We start from the raw sequence: 23,025 nt of genomic DNA, 5'->3' as shown, positions 1-23,025 counted from the left end.
CTGTGGGAGTGAGCCTGCTCGCGATAGCGGTCTATCAGCCAGCATTAATGTCGCCTGACACGCCCTCATCGCGAGCGGGCTCACTCCTACAGGGTTTTTCGCACTTTAACCGATCAGCGTTGCGCTGCGGGTACGCCTTGCGCTTCAGCTTCAGCCTTGGTGGCAGCAGCTGGCGGGTTGGCTGGCCAGGCGTTCAGGTCCAGGTCCAGGTCCGGGAACTTGCTCGAATCGAACACCGGTGTCTTGATGCCGGCAGCGCGCTGGTCATCGTAGTCACGCAGGATGCGCATGCCGACCTTGAACAGCAGGAACAGCGCGATCAGGTTCACGAATGCGAGCAGAGTCATGGTGATGTCGGCAAACGCGAACACCGTGCCGAGGTTCTCGATCGCACCCCAGAAAATCAACACCAGTACCAGCGCACGGTAGCCGATCAGCGCCTTGCGGTTTTCACCGATCAGGAAGCGCAGGTTGCTCTCGCCCAGGTAGTAGTTGTAGAGAATCGAGGTGAACACGAACAGCGCCAGTGCCACGGAGATGAACATCCGGCCCCAGTCACCGACCACGGCGGCCAGAGAGTTCTGGGTCAGGGCAATGCCGTCGCCTTCGAAGCCCGGGGTGTAGAAACCCGAGAGCAGGATCAGCAGCGCGGTGCAGGTGCAGATTACAAAGGTATCGAGGAACACGCTGAACGCCTGAACCACACCTTGAGAAACCGGGTGCTCAACCGACGCCACGGCCGCTACGTTTGGCGCACTGCCCAGGCCTGCTTCGTTGGCGAACACGCCACGCTTCACGCCCATGACGATGGCGCTGCCGATCAGGCCGCCGAAGGCCTGGTCCAGACCGAACGCGCTTTTGACGATGGTCATCAGCATCGCCGGTACGTGGTCGAATTGCAGCACGATCACGTAGATGGTCACGCCGATGTACACCAGGGTTTTCACCGGCACCAACAGGTCAGCGACCTTGGCAATGCGCTTGATCCCGCCGATGAACACCAGGCCCAGCAGCACCGCCAGGGCCAGACCGGTCCAGGTGGTGTCGAAGCCGAACGCGTTGTTCAGCGAGTGAGTCACGGCGTGGGATTGCAGGCCGTTGAAGGCAAACCCGAAGGTGATCAGCAGCAGGAACGCCATGATCATGCCCAACCAGCGTTTCTGCAGGCCGTGCTGGATGTAATAGGACGGGCCGCCACGGTAAGTGCCGTCCGCATCGGCGCGTTTGTAGAGCTGGCCGAGGGAGCATTCGAAGAAGCTGCTGGACATGCCGACCAGCGCGGTCACCCACATCCAGAACACCGCACCTGGCCCGCCGAGGGTCACGGCAATGCCGACACCGGCGATGTTGCCCGCACCGACGCGGCCGGCGAGGCTGAGCATCAGGGCCTGGAAGGAGCTGAGTTGACCGGCGCTGCTTTTGAGGCTGTCGCGGAACACCGCGAACATGTGGAAGAAGTGACGCAATTGAACGAAACGCGAGCGGATCGTGAAGTAGCTACCGAGCCCGACAATGAGCACGATCAGTACTTTCCCTGAGAGGAAGTCGTTAATGACTTCGAGCATGGATTATTCCTCGCTGTTTTTTGTGTAGGCAAATGCTGGGCGGTCAGAAACATCGCGTTACACCGCTGTGCGCACGGCACAACAGGCGAGGCGAAGGTTCGTCCCGATTTCATATTGCGGGTTTGTTATTAGTTCGGGTTTCGCATGGGTTTGGGCCTCGTTACCGACGACCGCTCACGCGAAGAGGGGCGGCACTATACCGATGACAGTGCCGTCCGTCTGCACGATTGTGGTGCATTCGGTGAAGCGAAGCCTTTGAAACACCCGACGTTACCGGCGCCGGGCTCTTGTAGGAGCAAGCTTGCTCGCGATGCAGACGCTGCGGTCTTTCAGGTAAACCGCGTTGTCGTTCATCGCGGGCAAGCCCGCTCCCACAGGTTCTGGGTTGTTGCAAAAGAGTTAAAAAAAAGGGCCTGGGGAGTAAATCCCCAAGCCCTCAAAAGGTGAGAGGTGTCTAGTCCCTCGACCTGGTGAGCGGTGCTACAAGTAACGCGTCGGTTCAGGCTTTAAGCGGAACCAGACGCGGAGCAATCATGTTTTCCGGGCGCAGGATGTCGGCGAGCATTTCTTCGTCGAGCAAGCCTTCTTCGCGCACCAGTTCCAGCACGCCACGGCCGCTTTCAAGGGCGATACGGGCGATGCGGGTGGCGTTTTTGTAGCCGATGTACGGGTTCAGTGCGGTGACCAGACCGATCGAGTGTTCGACCAGTTCACGGCAGCGCGCTTCGTTGGCGGTGATGCCGACGATGCAGTGCTCGCGCAGCATGTCCATGGCGCGTTGCAGCAGGCGGATCGAGTCGAGGATCTTGAAAGCGATCAGCGGCTCCATCACGTTCAGTTGCAGTTGGCCGCCTTCGGCTGCCATGGTCAGCGCCAGATCGTTACCGATGACCTGGAACGCAACCTGGTTCACGGCTTCCGGGATCACCGGGTTGACCTTGCCTGGCATGATCGAGCTGCCTGGCTGACGCGCCGGCAGGTTGATCTCGTTGATGCCGGTGCGTGGGCCGCTGGACAGCAGGCGCAGGTCGTTGCAGATCTTCGACAGCTTGACCGCGGTACGCTTGAGCATGCCGGAGAACAGCACGAAGGCGCCCATGTCGGAGGTGGCTTCGATCAGGTCGGCAGCTGGAACCAGCGGTTGACCGCTGATCAGGGCCAGACGCTGTACGGCCAGAGCCTGATAGCGCGGGTCGGCGTTGATGCCGGTGCCGATCGCGGTGCCGCCCAGGTTCACTTCGGTCAGCAGTTCCGGGGCCAGCGTCTTCAGACGGGCCAGGTCTTCGCCCATCGTGGTGGCGAAAGCACGGAACTCTTGACCCAGGGTCATCGGCACGGCGTCTTGCAGCTGGGTACGACCCATCTTCAGGACGTGGTTGAATTCTTGACCCTTGGCCGCGAACGCCTGAATCAGGCTGTCGAGGCTGGCCAGCAGAGCGTCGTGACCCAGCAGCAGACCCAGGCGGATCGCGGTCGGGTAGGCGTCGTTGGTCGACTGCGCCATGTTCACGTCGTCGTTCGGGTGCAGGTACTGGTATTCGCCTTTCTGGTGACCCATGGCCTCCAGCGCGATGTTGGCGATGACTTCGTTGGCATTCATGTTGGTCGAAGTGCCAGCGCCGCCTTGAATCATGTCCACCACGAACTCTTCGTGGAAGTCGCCGCGGATCAAACGTGCACAGGCTTCGCTGATGGCAGCGTGCTTGGCTTCGCTCAGGTGACCCAACTCACGGTTGGCGTCAGCAGCGGCCTGTTTAACCATGGCCAGGCCGACAACCAGTTTCGGGTAGTGCGAAATCGGAACGCCCGAAAGGCGGAAGTTATTCACCGCTCGCAGGGTCTGGATGCCGTAATACGCTTGAGCCGGTACTTCGAGAGCGCCAAGCAGGTCATTTTCTGTGCGGAATGATGCAGCGGAGGACATGATAGAAATCATCTCAATATGGACCCGGTCTGTGCCGGAACACCGCAAATGCTAGGCTTGTAGAGAATTTTCGGCCAATGCTGTTAAACACTGGCCTATGCATATTCGGCATAATGCCCGTGTGACGCCGTGTCTGTGGCGAACGTGTGACCTAATTTGGTGCGTGTCCGGGAGGACTTGATGAATCTGGAAAGCAAATGGCTTGAGGACTTTAGTGCTCTGGCCGCCACCCGCAGCTTCTCCCAGGCTGCCGAACGCCGCTTCGTGACGCAGCCGGCGTTCAGCCGACGGATCCGCAGCCTTGAGGCCGCGCTGGGGCTGCAACTGGTCAATCGTTCGCGCACGCCGATCGAGCTGACGGCGGCGGGGCAGTTGTTCCTCGTCACCGCGCGGACCGTGGTCGAACAGCTCGGCGAAGTGCTGCGTCATCTTCATCACCTGGAGGGCGGGCAGGGTGAAGTGATGCAGGTCGCGGCGGCTCACTCCTTGGCTTTGGGTTTCTTTCCGCGTTGGATCGCGCAATTGCGCAATGAAGGGCTGAACATCGCCACGCGGTTGGTGGCGACCAACGTTGGCGACGCGGTGCATGCCTTGCGCGAAGGCGGTTGCGACTTGATGTTGGCCTTCTACGACCCGGACGCCGCGATGCAGATGGACCCGGAAATTTTCCCGTCGCTGCACCTGGGACACACGGAAATGTTGCCGGTGTGCGCAGCAGATGCCGACGGCAAGCCGCTGTTCGATCTGGAAGGCGAAGCCAGCGTTCCGTTGCTCGCCTACAGCGCCGGCGCCTTTCTCGGGCGTTCGGTGAACGGCTTGCTGCGCCAGCGTGCGTTGCGGTTTACCACGGTGTATGAAACCGCCATGGCCGACAGCCTGAAAAGCATGGCGCTGGAAGGCCTGGGCATCGCCTGGGTGCCGCAACTGAGTGTGCGTGCCGAACTGGCCCGCGGTGAGCTGGTGGTCTGCGGCGGCCCGCAATGGCATGTGCCGCTGGAAATTCGTTTGTATCGCTGTGCGTTGGTGCGCAAGGCCAACGTGCGGTTGTTGTGGCGCAAACTCGAAGGCGGCGCCGCCCAGACCCCCACCGGACTGTAAGAGCCGGCTTGCCGGCGATCCAGGCAACGCGGTGTGTCAGTAAAAACCGCGTCGCATTGATCGCCAGCAAGCTGGCTCCTACAAGGGATTGGGGATTGACCTTCGAGTCAATAAAACCGGGGTTTTGCGCTGTATGACAGATGGTCGCATCGGGGGCTGTTTATCTGCTTCATTGAGGTATACTGCGCGGCCTTCGGCCGGTTCGTCCGGCCATTTTTCGTACAATCAAGCCACGCATTTTGCGTGGCTTGTTGTTTTTTGACGCGCCTGCGGGCGCCCAGAGAGAAGAGGCACGACGATGAGTGCACTGGTTGGCGTGATCATGGGCTCCAAGTCCGATTGGTCCACCCTTAGCCACACCGCCGATATGCTGGAAAAGCTCGGCATCCCTTACGAGGTGAAAGTGGTCTCTGCCCACCGCACCCCGGACCTGCTGTTCCAGTACGCCGAAGAGGCCGAGGCGCGTGGCATCGAGGTGATCATCGCCGGTGCCGGTGGCGCGGCCCACTTGCCAGGCATGTGTGCGGCCAAGACCCACCTGCCGGTGCTGGGCGTGCCGGTGCAGTCGGCGATGCTCTCGGGCGTCGATTCGCTGCTGTCTATCGTGCAAATGCCAGCAGGCATTCCGGTTGCCACTTTGGCCATCGGCAAGGCCGGCGCGATCAACGCCGCGCTGCTGTCGGCGAGCATCCTCGGCGCCAAGCACCCGCAGTTCCACGAAGTGCTGAAGACTTTCCGCGCTGAGCAGACAGACAGCGTCCTGGACAATCCAGACCCACGCATCGCCTGAGGTTGTTGACGATGAAGATCGGTGTAATCGGTGGCGGCCAGTTGGGTCGCATGTTGGCGCTGGCGGGCACTCCGCTGGGCATGAACTTCGCTTTCCTGGACCCCGCGCCGGATGCTTGCGCAGCCGCGTTGGGCGAACACCTGCGGGCCGATTACGGCGATCAGGATCACCTGCGCCAACTGGCCGATGAAGTCGATCTGGTGACCTTCGAGTTCGAGAGCGTCCCGGCTGAAACCGTGGCGTTCCTGTCGCAATTCGTTCCGGTCTACCCGAGCGCCGAAGCCCTGCGCATCGCCCGTGACCGCTGGTTCGAGAAGAGCATGTTCAAGGACCTGGGGATTCCGACCCCGGCGTTCGCCGACATCCAGTCGCAAGCCGATCTGGACGCCGCCGTGGCCTCCATCGGTCTGCCGGCCGTGCTGAAAACCCGCACCCTGGGTTACGACGGCAAGGGCCAGAAAGTCCTGCGCACCGCTGAAGACGTGGTGGGCACCTTCGCTGAACTGGGCAGCGTTGCCTGCCTGCTGGAAGGCTTCGTGCCGTTCACCGGCGAAGTGTCGCTGATTGCCGTGCGCGCCCGCGATGGCGAAACGAAGTTCTACCCGCTGGTTCACAACACCCACGACAGCGGCATCCTCAAGCTGTCCGTGGCCAGCACCGACCACCCGCTGCAAGCCTTGGCCGAAGACTACTCCAGCCGTGTGCTCAAGCAGTTGAACTACGTTGGCGTGATGGCGTTCGAGTTCTTTGAAGTCGACGGTGGCCTCAAGGCCAACGAGATCGCCCCACGCGTGCACAACTCCGGGCACTGGACCACTGAAGGCGCCGAGTGCAGCCAGTTCGAAAACCACCTGCGCGCCGTAGCCGGCCTGCCGTTGGGTTCGACCGCCAAGGTCGGCGAGAGCGCGATGCTCAACTTCATCGGTAAAGTGCCGGACACCGAAAAGGTCCTGGCCATCGCCGATTGCCATCTGCATCACTACGGCAAGGCGTTCAAGGTCGGCCGCAAGGTCGGTCACGCCAACCTGCGTTGCGCGGACCGCGAGACGCTGGCGGCACAGATCCTCAAGGTCGAAGCCCTCATCGCCGAATAAATAGTTTCATGTGGCAGCGGCGGAACCATTCAGGGGCCGCCGTTCTCTCATGGCAGGATGCGAAAGTCTGACTAGGCTTCTGCATAGCCACTTACTCAGAGGGAAATGCCATGGGAATTATCGGAACCATCTTTATCGGCTTGATCGTTGGCCTGCTGGCGCGGTTCCTGAAACCGGGCGATGACAGCATGGGCTGGATCATGACCATCCTGCTCGGTATCGGCGGTTCGCTGGCGGCCACTTACGGCGGTCAGGCCCTGGGCATCTACCAGGCCGGCCAAGGCGCGGGCTTCATCGGTGCGCTGGTCGGCGCCGTGGTGTTGCTGGTGATCTACGGCTTGATCAAAAAGAACTGATTCAGGCGACAAAGTCCTCTCGGCTGCGCAGTCCGAGAGGACTAGAATGCTCGGCGACTTATCGTCCTTCCTTTACCGAGCACCTCCATGCGCCGTCTTCTGTTGACTGTCCTTTTACTGGGTTCGGGCCTTGCCCATGCCGGCGAACTGCCGGAAACCGACTGGCTCGAACTGATGCCCAAGTCGGACCAGAAAGCCCTCGAGGCCATGCCCGAAATCGATCACAACTCCCCCGAAGCCAATGGCACCTTTACCGAAAAGGGTGGCATGAAGCAGAGCAAGGGCTTGCCGGCAGTGATGTACTCGACCAAGACCGTGGCGTCGATGAACGACAAGAACATCCGCATCGGTGGTTATCCGGTGCCGCTGGAGTCCGACGCCAAGGGCCGCAGCACGTTGTTCTTCCTCGTGCCGTATCCGGGCGCCTGCATCCACGTGCCGCCACCGCCGCCTAACCAGTTGGTGCTGGTGCGTTATCCGAAAGGGTTGAAGCTCAATGATATCTACACGCCGCTGTGGGTGACCGGCACGTTGAAGATCGAGAAGGTCAACAACGACCTGGCTGATGCGGCGTATGCGCTCGATGCGGCGCAAGTGCGGGTGGTGAAGGAATCGGATCTGTAGGCGGTCAAAACTGTGGGAGCGAGCCTGCTCGCGAAAGCGGTGTGTCAGTTAACATCAATGGTGTCTGACACGACGCATTCGCGAGCAGGCTCGCTCCCACATTTGGTTTTGCGGTGTTGCTTATAGCGGTGCGCTGGCGATGCTTACGCCGAGGGTATGACTCGCACCCGGCGCCAGCGTCACCACATCATCCATCACATTCGCCGTCTCGATGCACAGCATCCGTTGCCAGCCATCATCGGCCATGTCGCTGAACGCCGCTGCGCGATCAATCCACGGGTTCCAGATCACCGCCGAGCGCGAACCGCTGCTGGTCAGCTCGATGCGCCGTTCCCAGGCCGGGTCGACAATGCTCAGCTTCGCCGGGGTATTGAGGTAAATGCGATCGGTCTCGCCGGCAAAACGCAGGTCGCCGGTCTGAGTCTTGGTTTTCCAGTCTTCCAGCGTCTCGATGTACTTCAAGCCATCCAGCCCATCAACATGCACATTGCGCACATCGCTGACCGCGAAATAGCTGTGCAGCGCCTGGCTGATCGTGACTTTTTCCGAGCCCTGGTTGTGGCTGGTCAGGCTGATGTGCAGTTGCTCATCCAGACGAATGCTCAACTTCAAATCCACCTGATGCGGCCAGCCGGGGAAGCCGCCATCGGGGTAGGGCAGGACGAACTCCACCTTCAGGCTTTCACCTTCGGTTTCGATGCCGCCCAGTTCCCAGTCCATCGCCCGTACAAAACCGTGGGCACTCGGCGGTTCGTTGCCGACGCGCATCGCCTGAACGCTCTGCGGGTTGCGCGCAAGGTTGCCGAACCACGGCCAGCACACCGGCACGCCGGCGCGGATGTTCTTGCCGGTCTTGAACACGGCCTCGTCGTTGAGCCAGATCAGCGGCGGTTGGCCGGCCATTTGATAACTGAGGATGTGCGCACCTTGCTGGGCGACCAGCAATTCGGCCTGACCGTGGCGGATGCGCCAGCAGTTCAGTTCATCCAGCTTCACGGCTTCAACGTTGGGCGTGCTCATGGGGCAATTCTCGATCAGGAACAATGACTGCAATGGACCGCAAAACGCTCGCCGTGTTTAACGTGCGCGTGGCGGAACCGAACGAGTGCGACCGCTGCCGTCGATGGCCACGAACACAAACACGGCTTCAGTCACTTTACGCCACTCGCTGGACAGTGGATCGTCGCTCCAGACCTCGACCATCATTTGAATCGAGCTGCGGCCGATTTCCAGCGCCTGGGTATAGAAGGAGAGCTGAGCGCCCACCGCCACTGGCACCAGGAACGCCATACGGTCGATCGCCACGGTCGCCACGCGTCCGCCCGCGACTTTGCTGGCCATTGCGGTGCCGGCCAAATCCATCTGCGCCACCAGCCAGCCGCCGAAAATATCGCCGAAACCGTTGGTTTCACGCGGAAGCGCGGTGATTTGCAGGGCCAGGTCGCCTTGCGGGATTGGATCTTCTTGTTCGAGCTCTATCATTCCGGGGGTGCCTCTGACCCGTGACTCTTCATTGGTACTTCAGGTGAATAGCCGTCTCAGAAAAAACGATTCAGCCCCGAACATACTACGTTCGTCACGTTTTTCGTAAGGCGCCTAAAGGGAAACTCTGCGAAATCGACTGGTAGGCCAGCAGCGTCTTCGCACAGCAACCCTTTCAAACTGTTGCAAGATCCCGAGTATATCGGTCGGTAGACTCCGAGACGACCGTCCGGTTCTCATTTTGACCGTCAAATACGCACCTCTATGTGCTTTTTCGAACAATTTGCTATCGTGCCGGACCTGCCCAAGCCTCCGCCAGCGTTGTTGAGGTTGCAGATCCGACTATAAGAGAAGCCTTGCCATGACCACAGCGCCCTCGAGCATCGCGCAGCCGACCCAGCCCGCACGTCCGTTGACCCGCAATGACTACAAGACTTTATCGCTGTCCGCCCTTGGCGGCGCGCTGGAGTTCTACGACTTCATCATCTTCGTGTTTTTCGCCACGGTGGTCGGCAAGCTGTTCTTCCCGGCCGACATGCCCGAGTGGCTGCGCCTGATGCAGACCTTCGGCATCTTCGCCGCCGGTTACCTCGCGCGTCCGCTGGGCGGCATTGTGATGGCGCACTTCGGCGACCTGCTGGGTCGCAAGAAGATGTTCACCCTGAGTATTTTCATGATGGCGGTGCCGACCCTGATCATGGGTTTGCTGCCAACGTACGCGCAAATCGGCATGTGGGCGCCGATCCTGTTGCTGCTGATGCGCGTGATTCAGGGCGCAGCGATTGGCGGTGAAGTGCCCGGCGCGTGGGTCTTCGTTTCCGAACACGTGCCACAACGGCATATCGGCTACGCCTGCGGCACCCTGACGAGCGGTCTGACGGCGGGGATCCTTCTGGGGTCGCTGGTCGCCACCGCGATCAACAGCATTTACACCCCGGTGGAAGTGTCCGATTACGCCTGGCGGATCCCATTCCTGCTCGGTGGCGTGTTTGGCCTGTTCTCGGTTTACCTGCGCCGCTGGCTGCACGAAACTCCCGTTTTCGCTGAGCTGCAACTGCGCAAGGCCCTGGCCGAGGAAGTGCCGCTGCGTGCGGTATTGCGCGACCATCGCGGCGCGATCGCGATTTCCATGCTGCTGACCTGGTTGCTGTCCGCCGGCATCATCGTGGTCATCCTGATGACCCCGACCGTGCTGCAGACGGTTTACCACTTCGCACCGACCACCGCGCTGCAGGCCAACAGCCTGGCGATTGTGTTCCTGAGCCTGGGTTGTGTGGCTTCCGGCGCGTTGGCCGACCGCTTCGGCGCGGGCCGGGTGTTCGTATTCGGCAGTGCCGCGCTGCTGATCAGTTCGTGGACCTTCTATCACAGCCTGTTCAACCACCCGGACTGGCTGTTCCCGATGTATTCCCTGACCGGTCTGTTGGTCGGCACCATTGGTGCGGTGCCGTACGTGATGGTCAAAGCCTTTCCAGCAGTGGTGCGCTTTAGCGGGCTGTCGTTCTCCTACAACCTGGCTTATGCGATTTTTGGTGGCCTGACGCCGATGGTGGTGACGTTGCTGCTGAAGGAGAGCCCGATGGGGCCTGCGTATTACGTGGCGATCATTTGTGGCGTCGGGATTGTGGTCGGCGGTTATCTCTGGAAGAAGGGGCGCTAGTACAGGCCTCATCGCCAGCAAGCTGGCTCCTACAGTCGATCGTTGTCGTTACACAACCACTGTAGGAGCTGGCTTGCCGGCGATGAACGATAACGCGGAATCACTTTGAAACACGGAATACTGGCCTTTCATCCAATTGTCATATTTCAGCCATAGAGTGTTCACACGGCCTGCTGATACTTGGCCCCGACTAACACACTCTATCTGCTAGGAGTAAGGCATGAAACTGAAGCGTTTGATGGCGGCAATGACTTTTGTCGCTGCTGGCGTTGCGACTGCCAACGCGTTCGCCGCTGTTGACCCTGCTATCCCGAGCTACACCAAGACCACTGGTGTGTCGGGCAACCTGTCCAGCGTCGGCTCCGATACCCTGGCCAACCTCATGACCCTGTGGGCTGAGAACTACAAAAAAGAATACCCGAACGTAAACATCCAGATTCAGGCCGCTGGCTCCGCCACTGCGCCACCTGCGCTGACTGAAGGCACCTCCAACCTGGGCCCGATGAGCCGCAAGATGAAGGACACCGAACTGGCTGCCTTCGAGCAGAAGTACGGCTACAAGCCAACCGCTATCCCGGTTGCCGTGGACGCCCTGGCTGTCTTCGTTCACAAAGACAACCCGATCCAGCACCTGACCATGGAACAAGTCGACGCGATCTTCTCGTCCACTCGTCTGTGCGGCGCTAAAACTGACGTGAAAACCTGGGGTGACCTGGGTGTGACCGGCGACCTGGCCAACAAGCCGGTTCAACTGTTCGGTCGTAACTCGGTATCCGGCACCTACGGCTACTTCAAAGAAGAAGCCCTGTGCAAAGGCGACTACAAGCCAAACGTCAACGAACAACCAGGCTCGGCTTCGGTCGTGCAGTCGATCAGCTCCTCGCTGAACGGCATCGGTTACTCGGGCATCGGCTACAAGACCGCTAGCGTGAAGACTGTGGCCCTGGCCAAGAAAGGCAGCCAGGACTTCATCGAAGACACCGAAGAAAACGCCCTGAACGGCAAATACCCGCTGTCGCGTTTCCTCTACGTTTACGTCAACAAAGCCCCGAACAAGCCTCTGGCCCCGCTGGAAGCCGAGTTCGTGAAACTGGTTCTGTCCAAACAGGGCCAGGAAGTTGTAGTGAAAGACGGCTACATCCCACTGCCGGCCAAAGTTGCTGCAAAAGCACTGGCTGACCTGGGTCTGCAAGAAGGCGGCGCTGAAGTCGCAAAAAAGTAAAACCCTAGGTCCGGGTTGATCCCGGACCTGTAGGAGCAAAGCTTGCTCGCGAACGCGGTGGGTCAGTCGACATTGATACTGAATGTGACGACCCATTCGCGGGCAAGCCTCGCTCCTACAAGGCTCAGGGTTGCCATTTCCGGCAGCCCGGCCTCCCCAAATTTTTGATCCACTGCCAGTTCCCGCTGGCGGCGGATTTGTTGCGTCACTGCATTGTCATCTTTCTGTCATACAGGATCGCTAGGGTGTGCGCATGAATGATCTGGCCAATTCCACCATGACTACAAATCCCCCCAAGCGAATTGATTTCAATACGCCTGAGTTGCAACGCAAGCGCCGCATCCGCGCGCTCAAAGATCGCCTGACCCGCTGGTACGTCCTCGTTGGCGGCCTTGCCGTTCTCGGCGCGATCACGCTGATCTTCTTCTTCCTTGCCTACGTCGTCCTGCCCCTGTTCCAGGGTGCCGACCTGACCGCCAAGGAATCCATCACGCCCGCCTGGATGCAGGACGCCGGCAAGCCGCTGATGATCTCCCTGGAAGAGCAGAACCAGGTCGCCATGCGGGTTTCCGACAAAGGGCAGGCACTGTTTTTCGACATCGACAGTGGCGCCGAACTCAAGCGCGTCGATCTGCCGGTTCCGGCCGGCGCTACCGTGACCTCCATCGGCGAAGACCAACCGGGCCATCCATTGGTGGCGGTGGGCTTCTCCAATGGCCAGGCGCTGGTGTTCCGTCACACCTATAAAGTCAGCTACCCGGACGGCAAGAAGACCATCTCGCCGGCCGTCGAATATCCGTACGGCGAAACCCCGATTGCGCTGAACGAGGCGGGCGGTGCGCTGGAACACGTCAGCCTCAACGCCACCGATTCGACCCTGATGCTGGTCGGTTCCACCGGTTCGCAACTCAATGTTCTGTCGCTGACCAGCGAAGAGAACATGATGACCGGCGAAATCACCAACGAGCAGAAACGCATCGATCTGCCGCAGATGACCGAGCCGGTGAAGAACATCTTCGTCGACCCGCGTCAGCAGTGGCTGTATGTGATTAACGGTCGTGCGCAAGCCGACGTGTTCAGCCTGCGCGACAAGAGCCTCAACGGTCGCTACAAGCTGCTCGAAAACGGCGAAGCCGAGATCACCGCCAGCACCCAACTGGTGGGCGGTATCTCGCTGATCCTCGGCGACTCCAAAGGTGGCCTGGCCCAGTGGTTCATGGCTCGCGACCCGGATGGCGAACTGCGCCTGAAGCAGATCCGCACCTTCCAGATGGGCACCACGCCAATCGTTGAAATCACTGCCGAAGAGCGTCGCAAAGGCTTCATCGCCCTCGACGCATCCGGCAAGCTCGGCGTATTCCACAGCACCGCGCACCGCACCTTGCTGGTGGACCAGGTCGTGGAAGGCCAGGGCCTGTTCGGTCTGTCGCCACGGGCCAACCGCGTGATCGTGGAAGCCGGCGGCAAGATTCAACCGCTGCTGCTCGACAACCCGCACCCGGAAGTGTCGTGGAGCGCGCTGTGGAGCAAGGTCTGGTACGAGAACTACGACGAGCCTAAATACGTCTGGCAATCGACCGCCGCCAACACCGATTTCGAACCGAAGCTGAGCTTGTCTCCGCTGACCTTCGGCACCCTGAAAGCCGCGTTCTACGCCATGCTGCTGGCCGCGCCACTGGCCGTCGCCGCGGCGATCTACACCGCGTACTTCATGGCCCCGGGCATGCGCCGCAAGGTCAAGCCGGTGATCGAGCTGATGGAAGCGATGCCGACGGTGATCCTCGGTTTCTTCGCCGGTCTGTTCCTCGCACCGTATGTAGAAGGGCATTTGCCGGGCATCTTCAGCCTGCTGATGCTCTTGCCGATCGGCATTCTGGTGGCCGGCTTCGTCTTCAGCCGCCTGCCTGAGTCCATCCGCCTGAAAGTGCCGGACGGTTGGGAAAGCGCGATTCTGATCCCGGTGATCCTGTTCGTGGGCTGGCTCTCGCTGTACATGAGCCCGTTCATGGAGAACTGGTTCTTCGGCGGCGACATGCGCATGTGGATCTCCCATGACCTGGGCATCACCTACGACCAGCGCAACGCACTGGTGGTCGGGCTGGCCATGGGCTTCGCGGTGATCCCGAACATCTACTCCATCGCCGAAGACGCCGTGTTCAGCGTGCCGCGTGGCCTGACCCTCGGTTCCCTGGCCCTCGGTGCCACGCCGTGGCAGACCATGACTCGCGTGGTAATCCTCACCGCCAGCCCGGGCATCTTCTCGGCGCTGATGATCGGCATGGGTCGCGCGGTCGGTGAAACCATGATCGTGCTGATGGCCACCGGTAACACCCCGGTCATGGAAATGAACCTGTTCGAAGGTCTGCGCACCCTGGCGGCCAACGTCGCAGTGGAAATGCCCGAATCGGAAGTCGGCGGCAGCCACTACCGCGTGCTGTTCCTCTCGGCGCTGGTGCTGCTGTTGTTCACCTTCGTCATGAACACCCTCGCAGAACTGATTCGTCAGCGTCTGCGCAAGAAATACTCGTCGCTTTAAGAAAGGTAGAAGTCTGTGAAACAGAACTCCCTGAATGGATGGTTCAAGAGCGGCGCCCCCGGCGTCTGGATCAGCGGTGGCGCGGTGTCCATCGCGGTCATCATGACCATTGGCCTGCTGGCGGTGATTGCCGTGCGCGGTCTGGGTCACTTCTGGCCGGCTGATTTGATTCACGCCAGCTACGACGTGCCGGGCCAGGCCAATCACCTGGTCATCGGCGAAGTGGTGCAGAAAGAAGAAGTGCCGCGCGCGCGCCTGAAAAGCGCCGGGCTGCCGGTACCTGACGAAGGCCCGGAGTTCATGACCCGCGAGCTGATCAAGGTCGGCAACCGTGACTTGAATGGCAACGACTTCACCTGGATCGTCGGTGAGTGGCTGACCAACCAGAAAACCCCGCCTGAGCTGATGGCCATCGAGCGTCGCGAGTGGGGCAATTTCTACGGCTACCTGGTCAACGTCAAACAGGACGGCAAGGTCATCGCCGAAGGCGAAGCCGCGTGGCCTGAGTTGCAGGCCCGTGTGGCCCGCGTCAACCAGCTCGCCTCTCAGCTCAAGACCCTGGAAAAAGTCGACATCGGCGCGATCAACTCAGGCCTCGAACGCATCCGTCTGCACGGTCGCAAACTGGAACTGGCCGGCAAGCTCGATGCCACCGCGCAAGCGGACATGGAGTCCGAGCGCGCCGAGCTGAACGCACGTTATCAGGACATCGAAGCACGCCTGAACGACCTGCACGCCCAGTTCAATCGCGACAGCCTGACGGCCCGCGATGCCAACGGCAAAGAGATTGAAATCGGCATCGGCAAAGTGGTTCACGCCTATCAGCCGAACGCCATGGGTACGATGACCAAGATCGGTTTCTACTTCAGCAAGGTCTGGGAATTCCTCAGCGACGACCCGCGTGAAGCGAACACCGAAGGCGGGATTTTCCCGGCCATCTTCGGCACCGTGATGATGACCCTGATCATGGCAATGATCGTGACCCCGTTCGGCGTACTGGCGGCGGTTTACCTGCGTGAATACGCCAAGCAGAACACGCTGACGCGGATTATCCGCATTGCCGTGAACAACCTGGCGGGCGTTCCGGCGATCGTTTATGGCGTGTTCGGTCTGGGCTTCTTCGTTTACGTGCTGGGCGGCTCGGTCGACCGGTTGTTCTTCCCTGAAGCGCTGCCGGCACCGACCTTCGGTACGCCGGGTCTGCTCTGGGCTTCGTTGACCCTGGCGCTGCTGGCGGTGCCGGTGGTGATCGTGGCCACCGAAGAAGGCCTGGCGCGGATTCCTCGCACCGTGCGTGAAGGCTCGTTGGCCCTCGGCGCGACCAAGGCGGAAACCTTGTGGAAGATCGTGCTGCCGATGGCCAGCCCGGCGATGATGACCGGCATGATCCTCGCCGTGGCTCGCGCCGCCGGTGAAGTGGCGCCGCTGATGCTGGTGGGTGTGGTGAAACTGGCGCCGTCGCTGCCGCTGGATGGCAACTACCCGTACCTGCACCTTGACCAGAAGATCATGCACTTGGGCTTCCATATTTATGACGTCGGCTTCCAGAGCCCGAACGTCGAAGCCGCACGACCGCTGGTGTACGCCACCGCGTTGCTGCTGGTGCTGGTGATCGCGACATTGAACCTGTCGGCCGTTTATATCCGTAACCACCTGCGCGAGAAATACAAAGCGCTGGATAGCTAATCAACTGTAGGAGCCGGCTTGCTGGCGATGGCATCACCGCGGTGAGACTGCGGGACCGAGTTGCCTGCATCGCCAGCAAGCCGGCTCCTACAAAAGAATTGTGTAACCGCAGGCCCGGCCTGCGGCCCCGAACCGAATTTGTCAGCACAGGGAGCTTCCCATGCAGCACGAAACACATACCCACGGCATCAATATGTCTGCCCTGGGCCGCGACAAACAGAGCCTGAGCCTTGCGCAGGAAACCGTGGCCATTGAAGTGCCGGGCCTGAGCCTGTTCTACGGCGACAAACAAGCGCTGTACGACGTCAGCATGAACATCCCGAAACAGCGCGTGACCGCCTTCATCGGCCCGTCCGGCTGCGGCAAGTCCACGCTGCTGCGCACCTTCAACCGCATGAACGATCTGGTTGACGGCTGCCGCGTAGAAGGTGAAATCAACCTCTACGGCAACAACATCTACCGCAAGGGCGAAGACGTGGCCGAGCTGCGTCGTCGCGTCGGCATGGTGTTCCAGAAGCCGAACCCGTTCCCGAAAACCATTTACGAAAACGTGGTTTACGGCCTGCGCATCCAGGGCATCAACAAAAAGCGCGTCCTCGACGAAGCCGTCGAGTGGGCGTTGAAAGGCGCGGCGCTGTGGGACGAAGTCAAAGACCGTCTGCATGAGTCGGCACTCGGCCTGTCCGGTGGTCAGCAACAACGTCTGGTGATCGCGCGCACCATCGCCGTGGAGCCGGAAGTGCTGCTGCTCGACGAACCGTGCTCGGCACTCGACCCGATCTCGACGCTGAAAGTCGAAGAGCTGATCTACGAACTGAAATCGAAATTCACCATCGTCATCGTGACCCACAACATGCAACAAGCCGCGCGGGTTTCCGACTACACGGCGTTCATGTACATGGGCAAACTGGTGGAATTCGGCGACACCGACACCTTGTTCACCAATCCGGCGAAGAAGCAGACCGAAGACTACATCACTGGTCGCTACGGCTAGGAAGCTGTTGTTGCTCACTGAACTGACGCTGCGGTCCACCGCACCTTACCGGACGCTCCAAGGACGCCAACATGATTAGCAAAGAAGGCCTTACCCATCACATCTCCCAGCAGTTCAACGCTGAGCTCGAGGAAGTGCGCAGCCACCTCCTGGCCATGGGCGGGCTGGTCGAGAAACAGGTCAACGACGCGGTCACCGCGCTGATCGAGGCCGACTCCGGCCTGGCCCAGCAAGTGCGCGAGATCGACGACCAGATCAACCAGATGGAGCGCAACATCGACGAAGAATGCCTGCGCATTCTGGCCCGTCGTCAGCCGGCCGCGTCCGACTTGCGTCTGATCATCAGCATCTCCAAGTCGGTGATCGACCTTGAGCGCATCGGCGACGAAGCAACCAAGATCGCCCGTCGCGCCATCCAGTTGTGTGAAGAAGGCGAAGCCCCGCGCGGCTATGTCGAGGTGCGCCACATCGGCGACCAGGTGCGCAACATGGTTCGCGATGCACTGGACGCGTTTGCCCGTTTCGACGCCGACCTGGCGTTGTCGGTGGCGCAGTACGACAAGATCATCGACCGCGAATACAAGACCGCCCTGCGTGAACTCGCCACCTACATGATGGAAGACCCACGCTCTATCTCGCGGGTCTTGAGCATCATCTGGGTGCTGCGTTCGCTGGAGCGCATCGGCGACCACGCGCGCAATATTTCCGAGCTGGTGATTTATCTGGTGCGCGGCACCGACGTGCGTCACTTGGGCCTCAAGCGCATGAAAGAAGAAGTTGAAGGCACAAGTGGTGAAACCGCTAATGTTCCGGGCAAAGTTGACGATAAGTAAGATTGCCCAAGTAAAGCGCCCGGCCTTTTGGCCGGGCGTTTTTGTTTACGGGTTTGTGAATTTGAATGCAGCACCCGCGAACGAAAAGTCCCGGCGTGACTGAAGGTTTATGGCGATGCGCCATCAGTAAAGCGGTATGCTTGCCGGGATTTTTTAAAGGGGTGATGGATGAGTAAGGTCAGTGTATTGGTCGTGGATGATGCGTCGTTCATTCGTGACCTGGTGAAGAAGTGCCTGCGCAACTACTTCCCGGGGATCCGGATCGAAGACGCGGTCAACGGCAAGAAGGCTCAGGCCTTGCTGGCGCGGGAAGCGTTCGACCTGGTCCTGTGCGACTGGGAAATGCCGGAAATGTCCGGCCTGGAACTGCTGACCTGGTGCCGCGAGCAGGACAACCTCAAGACCATGCCCTTCGTCATGGTGACCAGCCGTGGCGACAAAGAGAACGTCGTCCAGGCAATTCAGGCCGGTGTATCCGGCTACGTCAGCAAGCCGTTCACCAACGAACAACTGCTGACCAAGGTCAAGCAGGCGCTGAACAAGGTCGGCAAGCTCGACACCTTGATGAACAGCGCGCCGACCAAAATGAACTCGGCGTTCGGCAATGATTCCTTGAGCGCGTTGACCGGCGGCAAGCCTGCCATGGCCAGCGTTGCACCTGCTGCTGCACCGATTGCCCGACCTGCCGCCGCTGCACCAGCGCCAGCACCCGCGGCGGCTGCCCCGTCCCGTGGCCTGCTCAACAGCCCGCCGGTAAAAGCACCGGCGGCGTCTGCAGCACCTACCGGTGGTCGTGGCCAAGGCCAATTGCGCCTGCCCAATGGCATTCAGCAATGCGTGATCAAGGCGTTGAGCCTCAAGGAAGCGCTGCTGGTGGTCAAACGCAGCGAAGCCCTGCCGCAAGTGCTCGACAGCGCCGTGCTCGATCTGGAGCAGGGCGACAACGCTGAAGTCGCCCGCCTGAACGGTTACCTGCACGCCATCGTCGCCCACGAGCAGAAACCCGACAGCGAATGGCTGCAACTGACGTTCCGCTTTGTCGACCAGGATGCGCAGAAGCTGGATTACATCTCCCGTTTGATAGCACGTGGTACGGCGCAGAAGCATTTCGTTCCAGGCGCATAACCTTCGTCGCCTGACAGTCCGCCATCGCTAGCAGGCTAGCTCCCACATTGGAATGCATTTCCCTGTGGGAGCTAGCCTGCTAGCGATGGGGCCATCACATACACCGCACATCTGCGCAACAGCCCATTTTGAAACATCTGCCGACTACCCGGGTCCATTGCAGCTGCTAGGCTCATCCCCAGGCCTTACTCGACAGAATCCTGCCCATGCTCGCGCGCCTGCTGTTTTGCTGTGGTCTGTTCATGGCGTCCTCTACGGCCATGGCCATGACCATCTACAAATCCACCGATGCCAATGGCGTGGTCTCCTACAGCGACCGCCCCACGAAAGGCGCCAAGGTGTTCACTTTTCGTGATCGCATGGTCGAGCACCTTGAGCGTCAGGTGTACCTCGTCATCACCAAGAAAAAAGGCGTGGACAGCGTGTACGTGCGCAACGACCTGTATGCGCCGGTACAGATCGAGTTGAGCTTTGCCGGGCTGCAGAACGTCAGCGGTGCGCCGAGCCGACCGATTCGCCGGGTCATGCCGGCGCGCAGCAGCATTCGTCTGGCGCTGCTCACGGCGACGCGGGCCGAAAGGCCGCTCGCGTACACCCCCAGATTTGAATACTTCCTGGGTGATCCCTCAGGGGCCGCCATGGCCTATCGATACCCGTTCCCCTGGCGCGGTGGACCGTTTCGGCTGAGTCAGGGCGCCAATGGCCAATACAGCCACTTCGGCCCCAAGAACCGCTACGCCATGGATATCGCGATGCCTGAGGGCACGCCGATCATTGCTGCGCGGGGCGGGGTAGTGGTGAAAACCGAGAATGCCCAGACCGGGCGCGGCAACGATCCGTCAGGCAATTTCGTGCGGGTGCTGCACGATGACGGGACGATGGGCGTGTACCTGCACCTCAAGCGAGGTTCAGTGAGTGTTCGCGAGGGGCAGCGGGTGTCGGTGGGCAGTCCGCTGGCGCTGTCGGGCAACACCGGCAACAGCAGCGGGCCGCACCTGCATTTCGTGGTGCAGCGCAATACGGGGATGGGGCTGGTGTCGATTCCGTACCAGTTCAATCAACCGGTGGGGGCATTGCCCAACTTTGCGTTGGGCAAACAGTGATGCGGTGTCTGGGCTGACGCCTTCCTTGTAGGAGCCGGCTTGCTGGCGATGGCAGCGCCGCGGTGTCATGTGAAACCGCGTTATCGTTCATCGCCAGCAAGCCGGCTCCTACAGGGGTAGGGCTCAATCCAGCATCAACACCTTGGCCAAAATAATCTTCGGCCCTTTCATCTTCTTGATGATGATTCGCAAACCTTCGACTTCCAGCACCTCTTCCTCTTCCGGCACCCGTTTCAGGGATTCATAAACCAGCCCGGCGAGGGTTTCGGCTTCGACGTGGTCCAGGTCAATGCCCAGCAGACGTTCGACCTTGAACAGTGGCGTATCGCCGCGAACCAGCAACTTGCCCGGCTGGTACGCGAGGATCCCGCGTTCGGCCTTGCGGTGTTCGTCCTGAATGTCGCCGACCAGCACTTCCAGCACGTCTTCCATGGTCAGGTAGCCGATGACGTTGCCATCGGCCTCTTCGACCAGTGCGAAGTGCGAGCCGCCTTTGCGGAACTGTTCCAGCAATTGCGACAGCGGCATATGGCGCGACACGCGTTCCAGCGGTCGGGTCAGCTCAGCCAGGTTGAACGACTCGGGAATGTGGTCCAGCGCGGCCAGTTCCAGCAGCAGGTCCTTGATGTGCAGCAGGCCGACGAACTCCTGGCGATCGCTGTCGTACACCGGATAGCGGCTGAACTTGTGGCGACGGAACATCGCCAGGATTTCCTTGAGCGGCGCGTTGAACTCCAGCGTCACCAGGTCTTCGCGGGAGTTGGCCCAGTCGACCACTTCCAGCTCGCCCATTTCCACCGCCGAGGCCAATACACGCATGCCTTGGTCGCTCGGGTCCTGGCCACGGCTGGAGTGCAGGATCAGTTTCAGTTCTTCACGGCTGTAATGGTGCTCGTGATGGGGGCCGGGTTCACCCTGGCCAGCGATGCGCAGGATGGTGTTGGCGCTGGCGTTGAGCAGGTAAATCGCCGGGTACATCGCCCAATAGAACAAGTACAGCGGCACGGCGGTCCACAGCGACAGCAATTCGGGTTTGCGGATGGCCCAGGATTTCGGCGCCAGTTCACCCACCACGATGTGCAGGTACGAGATGACAAAGAAGGCGGCGAAGAACGACACGGCCTTGATCACTTCGGCCGACTGCACGCCGACGGCTTCCAGCAGCGGTTCGAGGATGTGCGCGAACGCCGGTTCACCAACCCAGCCAAGGCCCAGGGAGGCGAGTGTGATACCCAATTGGCACGCTGACAGGTAGGCATCGAGCTGACTGTGAACGGTGCGCAGGATGTGCCCGCGCCAGCCGTTTTTATCAGCGATGGCCTCGACCCGGGTCGAGCGCAGTTTGACCATGGCAAATTCCGCCGCAACGAAAAATCCGTTGAGCAACACCAGGATCAGAGCAAAAAGAATCATGCCGAAGTCGGCAAAGAGTGTTGCGAGGGTCAAGCCAGGGGAAGGGTCCATGATGGAGTTTTGCGGGTTCCGTGTATTCGAAAAGGGGGTCAATGCGGTGCCTGAAAGGCAGGCACAAGTCAGCCAATGTAGCGGCTGACCGGGTGCTTGCCTAGTGGCGAATGCTGGCCGGTATCAGTCGGCCGTGCTGATGACCCGGGATTTGGTGACCTGGGCCGGCGCGAAATGGCAGGTAAACGTACTGCCGTGGCCCGGCACGCTGCTGATTTCCATTCGTGCGCGGTGGCGCAGCAGCACATGTTTGACGATTGCCAACCCAAGCCCGGTGCCGCCGGTGTTGGAGTTGCGGCTGGAATCGACGCGGTAGAACCGTTCGGTCAGGCGCGGCAGGTGTTTGCTGTCGATACCGATGCCGGAGTCCTGCACGCTCAGGTGCGCGCCTTGCTCGTCGCCCCACCAGCGTATGCGGATATTGCCTTCGGCCGGGGTGTATTTCACCGCGTTGAACACCAGGTTGGAAAACGCACTGCGCAATTCGGCTTCGCTGCCCTTGAGCAGAATCGTCGGATCGGCTTCCAGGGTGATGCGCTGGTTTTTCTGCCCGGACAGTTGCTGAGCGTCGCCCTTGATCGATTGCAGCAAGCCATCGATGGCCACGGGCTGGTTGTCCGACGGGTAATCGGTGGCTTCCAGCTTGGCCAGCAGCAGCAAGTCGTTGAGCAACGTCTGCATGCGCCCGCCTTGCTGCTGCATTTGCTGCAGGGCACGGGTCCAGCGCGGGTTCACGTCATCGACGTTGTCGAGCAGGGTTTCCAGATACCCGCAGATCACCGTCAGCGGCGTGCGCAGTTCGTGGGAAACGTTGGCGATAAAGTCTTTGCGCATCTGTTCCAGCTGATGGATGCGTGTCACGTCGCGCACCAGCATCAAGTGTTCGTTGTTGCCGTAACGGGTGATGTACAGCTGAATGCGCAGTCGATCATTGATCGGCGAAGGGATTTCCAGCGGCTCGGCGTAGCTGTCCTGCTCGAAGTATTCCTTGAAGCGCGGATGGCGCACCAGGTTGGTCACCGGCTGGCCACTGTCCTGCGGCGTCTTGAGACCGAGCAGGGTTTCCGCGGCGCGGTTCCACCATTCGAGGTTGCCGTCGGTGTCGAGCATGATCACCGCGTCTTTCAGCGCGGCGGTGGATTCCTGGACCCGGTCGATCACCGCTTGCAGGCGTCCGCGCACGCGTTGGTCGCGGCGTTGCAGGTGATAGATGCTGTCGAACACTTCGCCCCACAGGCCATAGCCATCGGGCGGCGCTTCATCGGGTTTGTGCAGGCGCAGCCACTCGTGCAGACGCAGCAATTGCTTGAGGGTCCAGGCCAGGTAAAGGCCCAGGCCCGCAGCGAGGCTCCAGCCGTAGTAGCCGGTAATCAGGCCGATCACCAGGCAGGCGGTGACCAGTAGCAGCATGTGGCGAATCAGGGTGCCATGCCAGTTTTGGTTCACTTGAACGCGCGTCCTTGTCAGCT

At 60.5% G+C, this 23,025-nt stretch carries 20 protein-coding genes; 13 read left to right on the top strand and 7 right to left on the bottom strand.

Going from position 1 to position 23,025, the window contains the following annotated elements; translation table 11 throughout:
* Nucleotides 1-113 precede the first annotated feature (113 nt).
* Together J4E42_RS08235 and aspA are read right to left on the bottom strand one after the other, a co-directional pair.
* On the bottom strand, nucleotides 114-1,565 hold the full coding sequence (locus tag J4E42_RS08235) for a sodium:alanine symporter family protein (RefSeq protein ID WP_207284975.1): 1,452 nt from the start codon (nucleotides 1,563-1,565) through the stop codon (nucleotides 114-116).
* A 499-nt stretch (nucleotides 1,566-2,064) separates the two neighbouring features.
* Nucleotides 2,065-3,489, bottom strand: a complete 1,425-nt coding sequence (aspA, locus tag J4E42_RS08230) for an aspartate ammonia-lyase (RefSeq protein ID WP_008030715.1) — start codon at nucleotides 3,487-3,489, stop codon at nucleotides 2,065-2,067.
* A gap of 180 nt (nucleotides 3,490-3,669) precedes the next feature.
* Between aspA and J4E42_RS08225 the strand changes: the two genes are divergently transcribed.
* From J4E42_RS08225 to J4E42_RS08205, 5 genes are all read left to right on the top strand, one after another.
* On the top strand, nucleotides 3,670-4,587 hold the full coding sequence (locus J4E42_RS08225; RefSeq protein ID WP_008030714.1) for a LysR substrate-binding domain-containing protein: 918 nt from the start codon (nucleotides 3,670-3,672) through the stop codon (nucleotides 4,585-4,587).
* A gap of 298 nt (nucleotides 4,588-4,885) precedes the next feature.
* Nucleotides 4,886-5,377: a 5-(carboxyamino)imidazole ribonucleotide mutase gene (purE, locus tag J4E42_RS08220; protein ID WP_008030713.1), complete on the top strand. Its 492-nt coding sequence runs from the start codon at nucleotides 4,886-4,888 to the stop codon at nucleotides 5,375-5,377.
* Between the two features lie 11 nt (nucleotides 5,378-5,388).
* Complete coding sequence (locus tag J4E42_RS08215) at nucleotides 5,389-6,471, top strand: 5-(carboxyamino)imidazole ribonucleotide synthase (protein ID WP_008030711.1); 1,083 nt, start codon at nucleotides 5,389-5,391, stop codon at nucleotides 6,469-6,471.
* A gap of 110 nt (nucleotides 6,472-6,581) precedes the next feature.
* Nucleotides 6,582-6,827, top strand: a complete 246-nt coding sequence (locus J4E42_RS08210) for a GlsB/YeaQ/YmgE family stress response membrane protein (RefSeq protein ID WP_008030708.1) — start codon at nucleotides 6,582-6,584, stop codon at nucleotides 6,825-6,827.
* Nucleotides 6,828-6,914: 87 nt separating this feature from the next.
* Nucleotides 6,915-7,451 carry a DUF3299 domain-containing protein gene (locus J4E42_RS08205; protein ID WP_008030706.1) on the top strand — a complete coding sequence of 179 codons (537 nt, stop codon included), beginning with the start codon at nucleotides 6,915-6,917 and terminating at the stop codon, nucleotides 7,449-7,451.
* Between the two features lie 120 nt (nucleotides 7,452-7,571).
* Here J4E42_RS08205 and J4E42_RS08200 read toward each other — a convergent pair whose 3' ends face one another.
* The gene (locus tag J4E42_RS08200) at nucleotides 7,572-8,471 is read right to left on the bottom strand and encodes a D-hexose-6-phosphate mutarotase (protein WP_207284974.1); all 900 of its coding nucleotides are present in this window, start codon (nucleotides 8,469-8,471) and stop codon (nucleotides 7,572-7,574) included.
* Nucleotides 8,472-8,528: 57 nt separating this feature from the next.
* Nucleotides 8,529-8,933, bottom strand: coding sequence for an acyl-CoA thioesterase (locus tag J4E42_RS08195; protein WP_007896491.1), 405 nt, complete (start codon nucleotides 8,931-8,933; stop codon nucleotides 8,529-8,531).
* A 361-nt stretch (nucleotides 8,934-9,294) separates the two neighbouring features.
* Between J4E42_RS08195 and J4E42_RS08190 the strand changes: the two genes are divergently transcribed.
* On the top strand, nucleotides 9,295-10,593 hold the full coding sequence (locus tag J4E42_RS08190; RefSeq protein ID WP_008030702.1) for an MFS transporter: 1,299 nt from the start codon (nucleotides 9,295-9,297) through the stop codon (nucleotides 10,591-10,593).
* A 220-nt stretch (nucleotides 10,594-10,813) separates the two neighbouring features.
* The gene (locus J4E42_RS08185) at nucleotides 10,814-11,815 is read left to right on the top strand and encodes a phosphate ABC transporter substrate-binding protein PstS (protein ID WP_008038131.1); all 1,002 of its coding nucleotides are present in this window, start codon (nucleotides 10,814-10,816) and stop codon (nucleotides 11,813-11,815) included.
* A gap of 62 nt (nucleotides 11,816-11,877) precedes the next feature.
* Here J4E42_RS08185 and J4E42_RS08180 read toward each other — a convergent pair whose 3' ends face one another.
* Nucleotides 11,878-12,024: a hypothetical protein gene (locus tag J4E42_RS08180; protein WP_157222763.1), complete on the bottom strand. Its 147-nt coding sequence runs from the start codon at nucleotides 12,022-12,024 to the stop codon at nucleotides 11,878-11,880.
* A gap of 44 nt (nucleotides 12,025-12,068) precedes the next feature.
* On the opposite strand from J4E42_RS08180, the gene J4E42_RS08175 reads away from it, so the two are divergent.
* The 6 genes from J4E42_RS08175 (at nucleotide 12,069) to J4E42_RS08150 (ending at nucleotide 20,092) form a co-directional block, all read left to right on the top strand.
* Complete coding sequence (locus J4E42_RS08175) at nucleotides 12,069-14,351, top strand: ABC transporter permease subunit (RefSeq protein ID WP_008030700.1); 2,283 nt, start codon at nucleotides 12,069-12,071, stop codon at nucleotides 14,349-14,351.
* Nucleotides 14,352-14,366: 15 nt separating this feature from the next.
* Nucleotides 14,367-16,037 (top strand): phosphate ABC transporter permease PstA, encoded by a 1,671-nt coding sequence (gene pstA, locus J4E42_RS08170; protein ID WP_008030699.1) that lies wholly within the window; start codon nucleotides 14,367-14,369, stop codon nucleotides 16,035-16,037.
* Nucleotides 16,038-16,197: 160 nt separating this feature from the next.
* Nucleotides 16,198-17,031, top strand: coding sequence for a phosphate ABC transporter ATP-binding protein PstB (pstB, locus tag J4E42_RS08165; protein ID WP_008030698.1), 834 nt, complete (start codon nucleotides 16,198-16,200; stop codon nucleotides 17,029-17,031).
* A gap of 71 nt (nucleotides 17,032-17,102) precedes the next feature.
* Entirely contained in the window at nucleotides 17,103-17,864 is a 762-nt protein-coding gene (phoU, locus tag J4E42_RS08160; RefSeq protein WP_008030696.1) for a phosphate signaling complex protein PhoU, read from the top strand.
* A gap of 168 nt (nucleotides 17,865-18,032) precedes the next feature.
* A complete protein-coding gene (locus tag J4E42_RS08155) occupies nucleotides 18,033-18,989 on the top strand; it encodes a response regulator (protein WP_008038130.1) in 957 nt (318 codons plus the stop codon).
* 206 nt (nucleotides 18,990-19,195) lie between these two features.
* Nucleotides 19,196-20,092, top strand: coding sequence for a peptidoglycan DD-metalloendopeptidase family protein (locus J4E42_RS08150; protein WP_008038129.1), 897 nt, complete (start codon nucleotides 19,196-19,198; stop codon nucleotides 20,090-20,092).
* 123 nt (nucleotides 20,093-20,215) lie between these two features.
* Here the strand turns inward: J4E42_RS08150 and J4E42_RS08145 are convergent, their stop codons facing one another.
* Both J4E42_RS08145 and phoR read right to left on the bottom strand, forming a co-directional pair.
* On the bottom strand, nucleotides 20,216-21,556 hold the full coding sequence (locus tag J4E42_RS08145; protein ID WP_008030693.1) for a hemolysin family protein: 1,341 nt from the start codon (nucleotides 21,554-21,556) through the stop codon (nucleotides 20,216-20,218).
* Nucleotides 21,557-21,679: 123 nt separating this feature from the next.
* Nucleotides 21,680-22,966, bottom strand: coding sequence for a phosphate regulon sensor histidine kinase PhoR (gene phoR, locus J4E42_RS08140; protein ID WP_219739792.1), 1,287 nt, complete (start codon nucleotides 22,964-22,966; stop codon nucleotides 21,680-21,682).
* Between the last annotated feature and the right edge of the window lie 59 nt (nucleotides 22,967-23,025).

This window comes from Pseudomonas sp. FW300-N2A2 (genome assembly GCF_017351735.1).
GTDB classification, from domain to species: Bacteria; Pseudomonadota; Gammaproteobacteria; order Pseudomonadales; family Pseudomonadaceae; genus Aquipseudomonas; species Aquipseudomonas migulae.
Note: the sequence above shows the minus strand (reverse complement) of the source record. Positions and strands in the feature narration are given on the sequence as shown.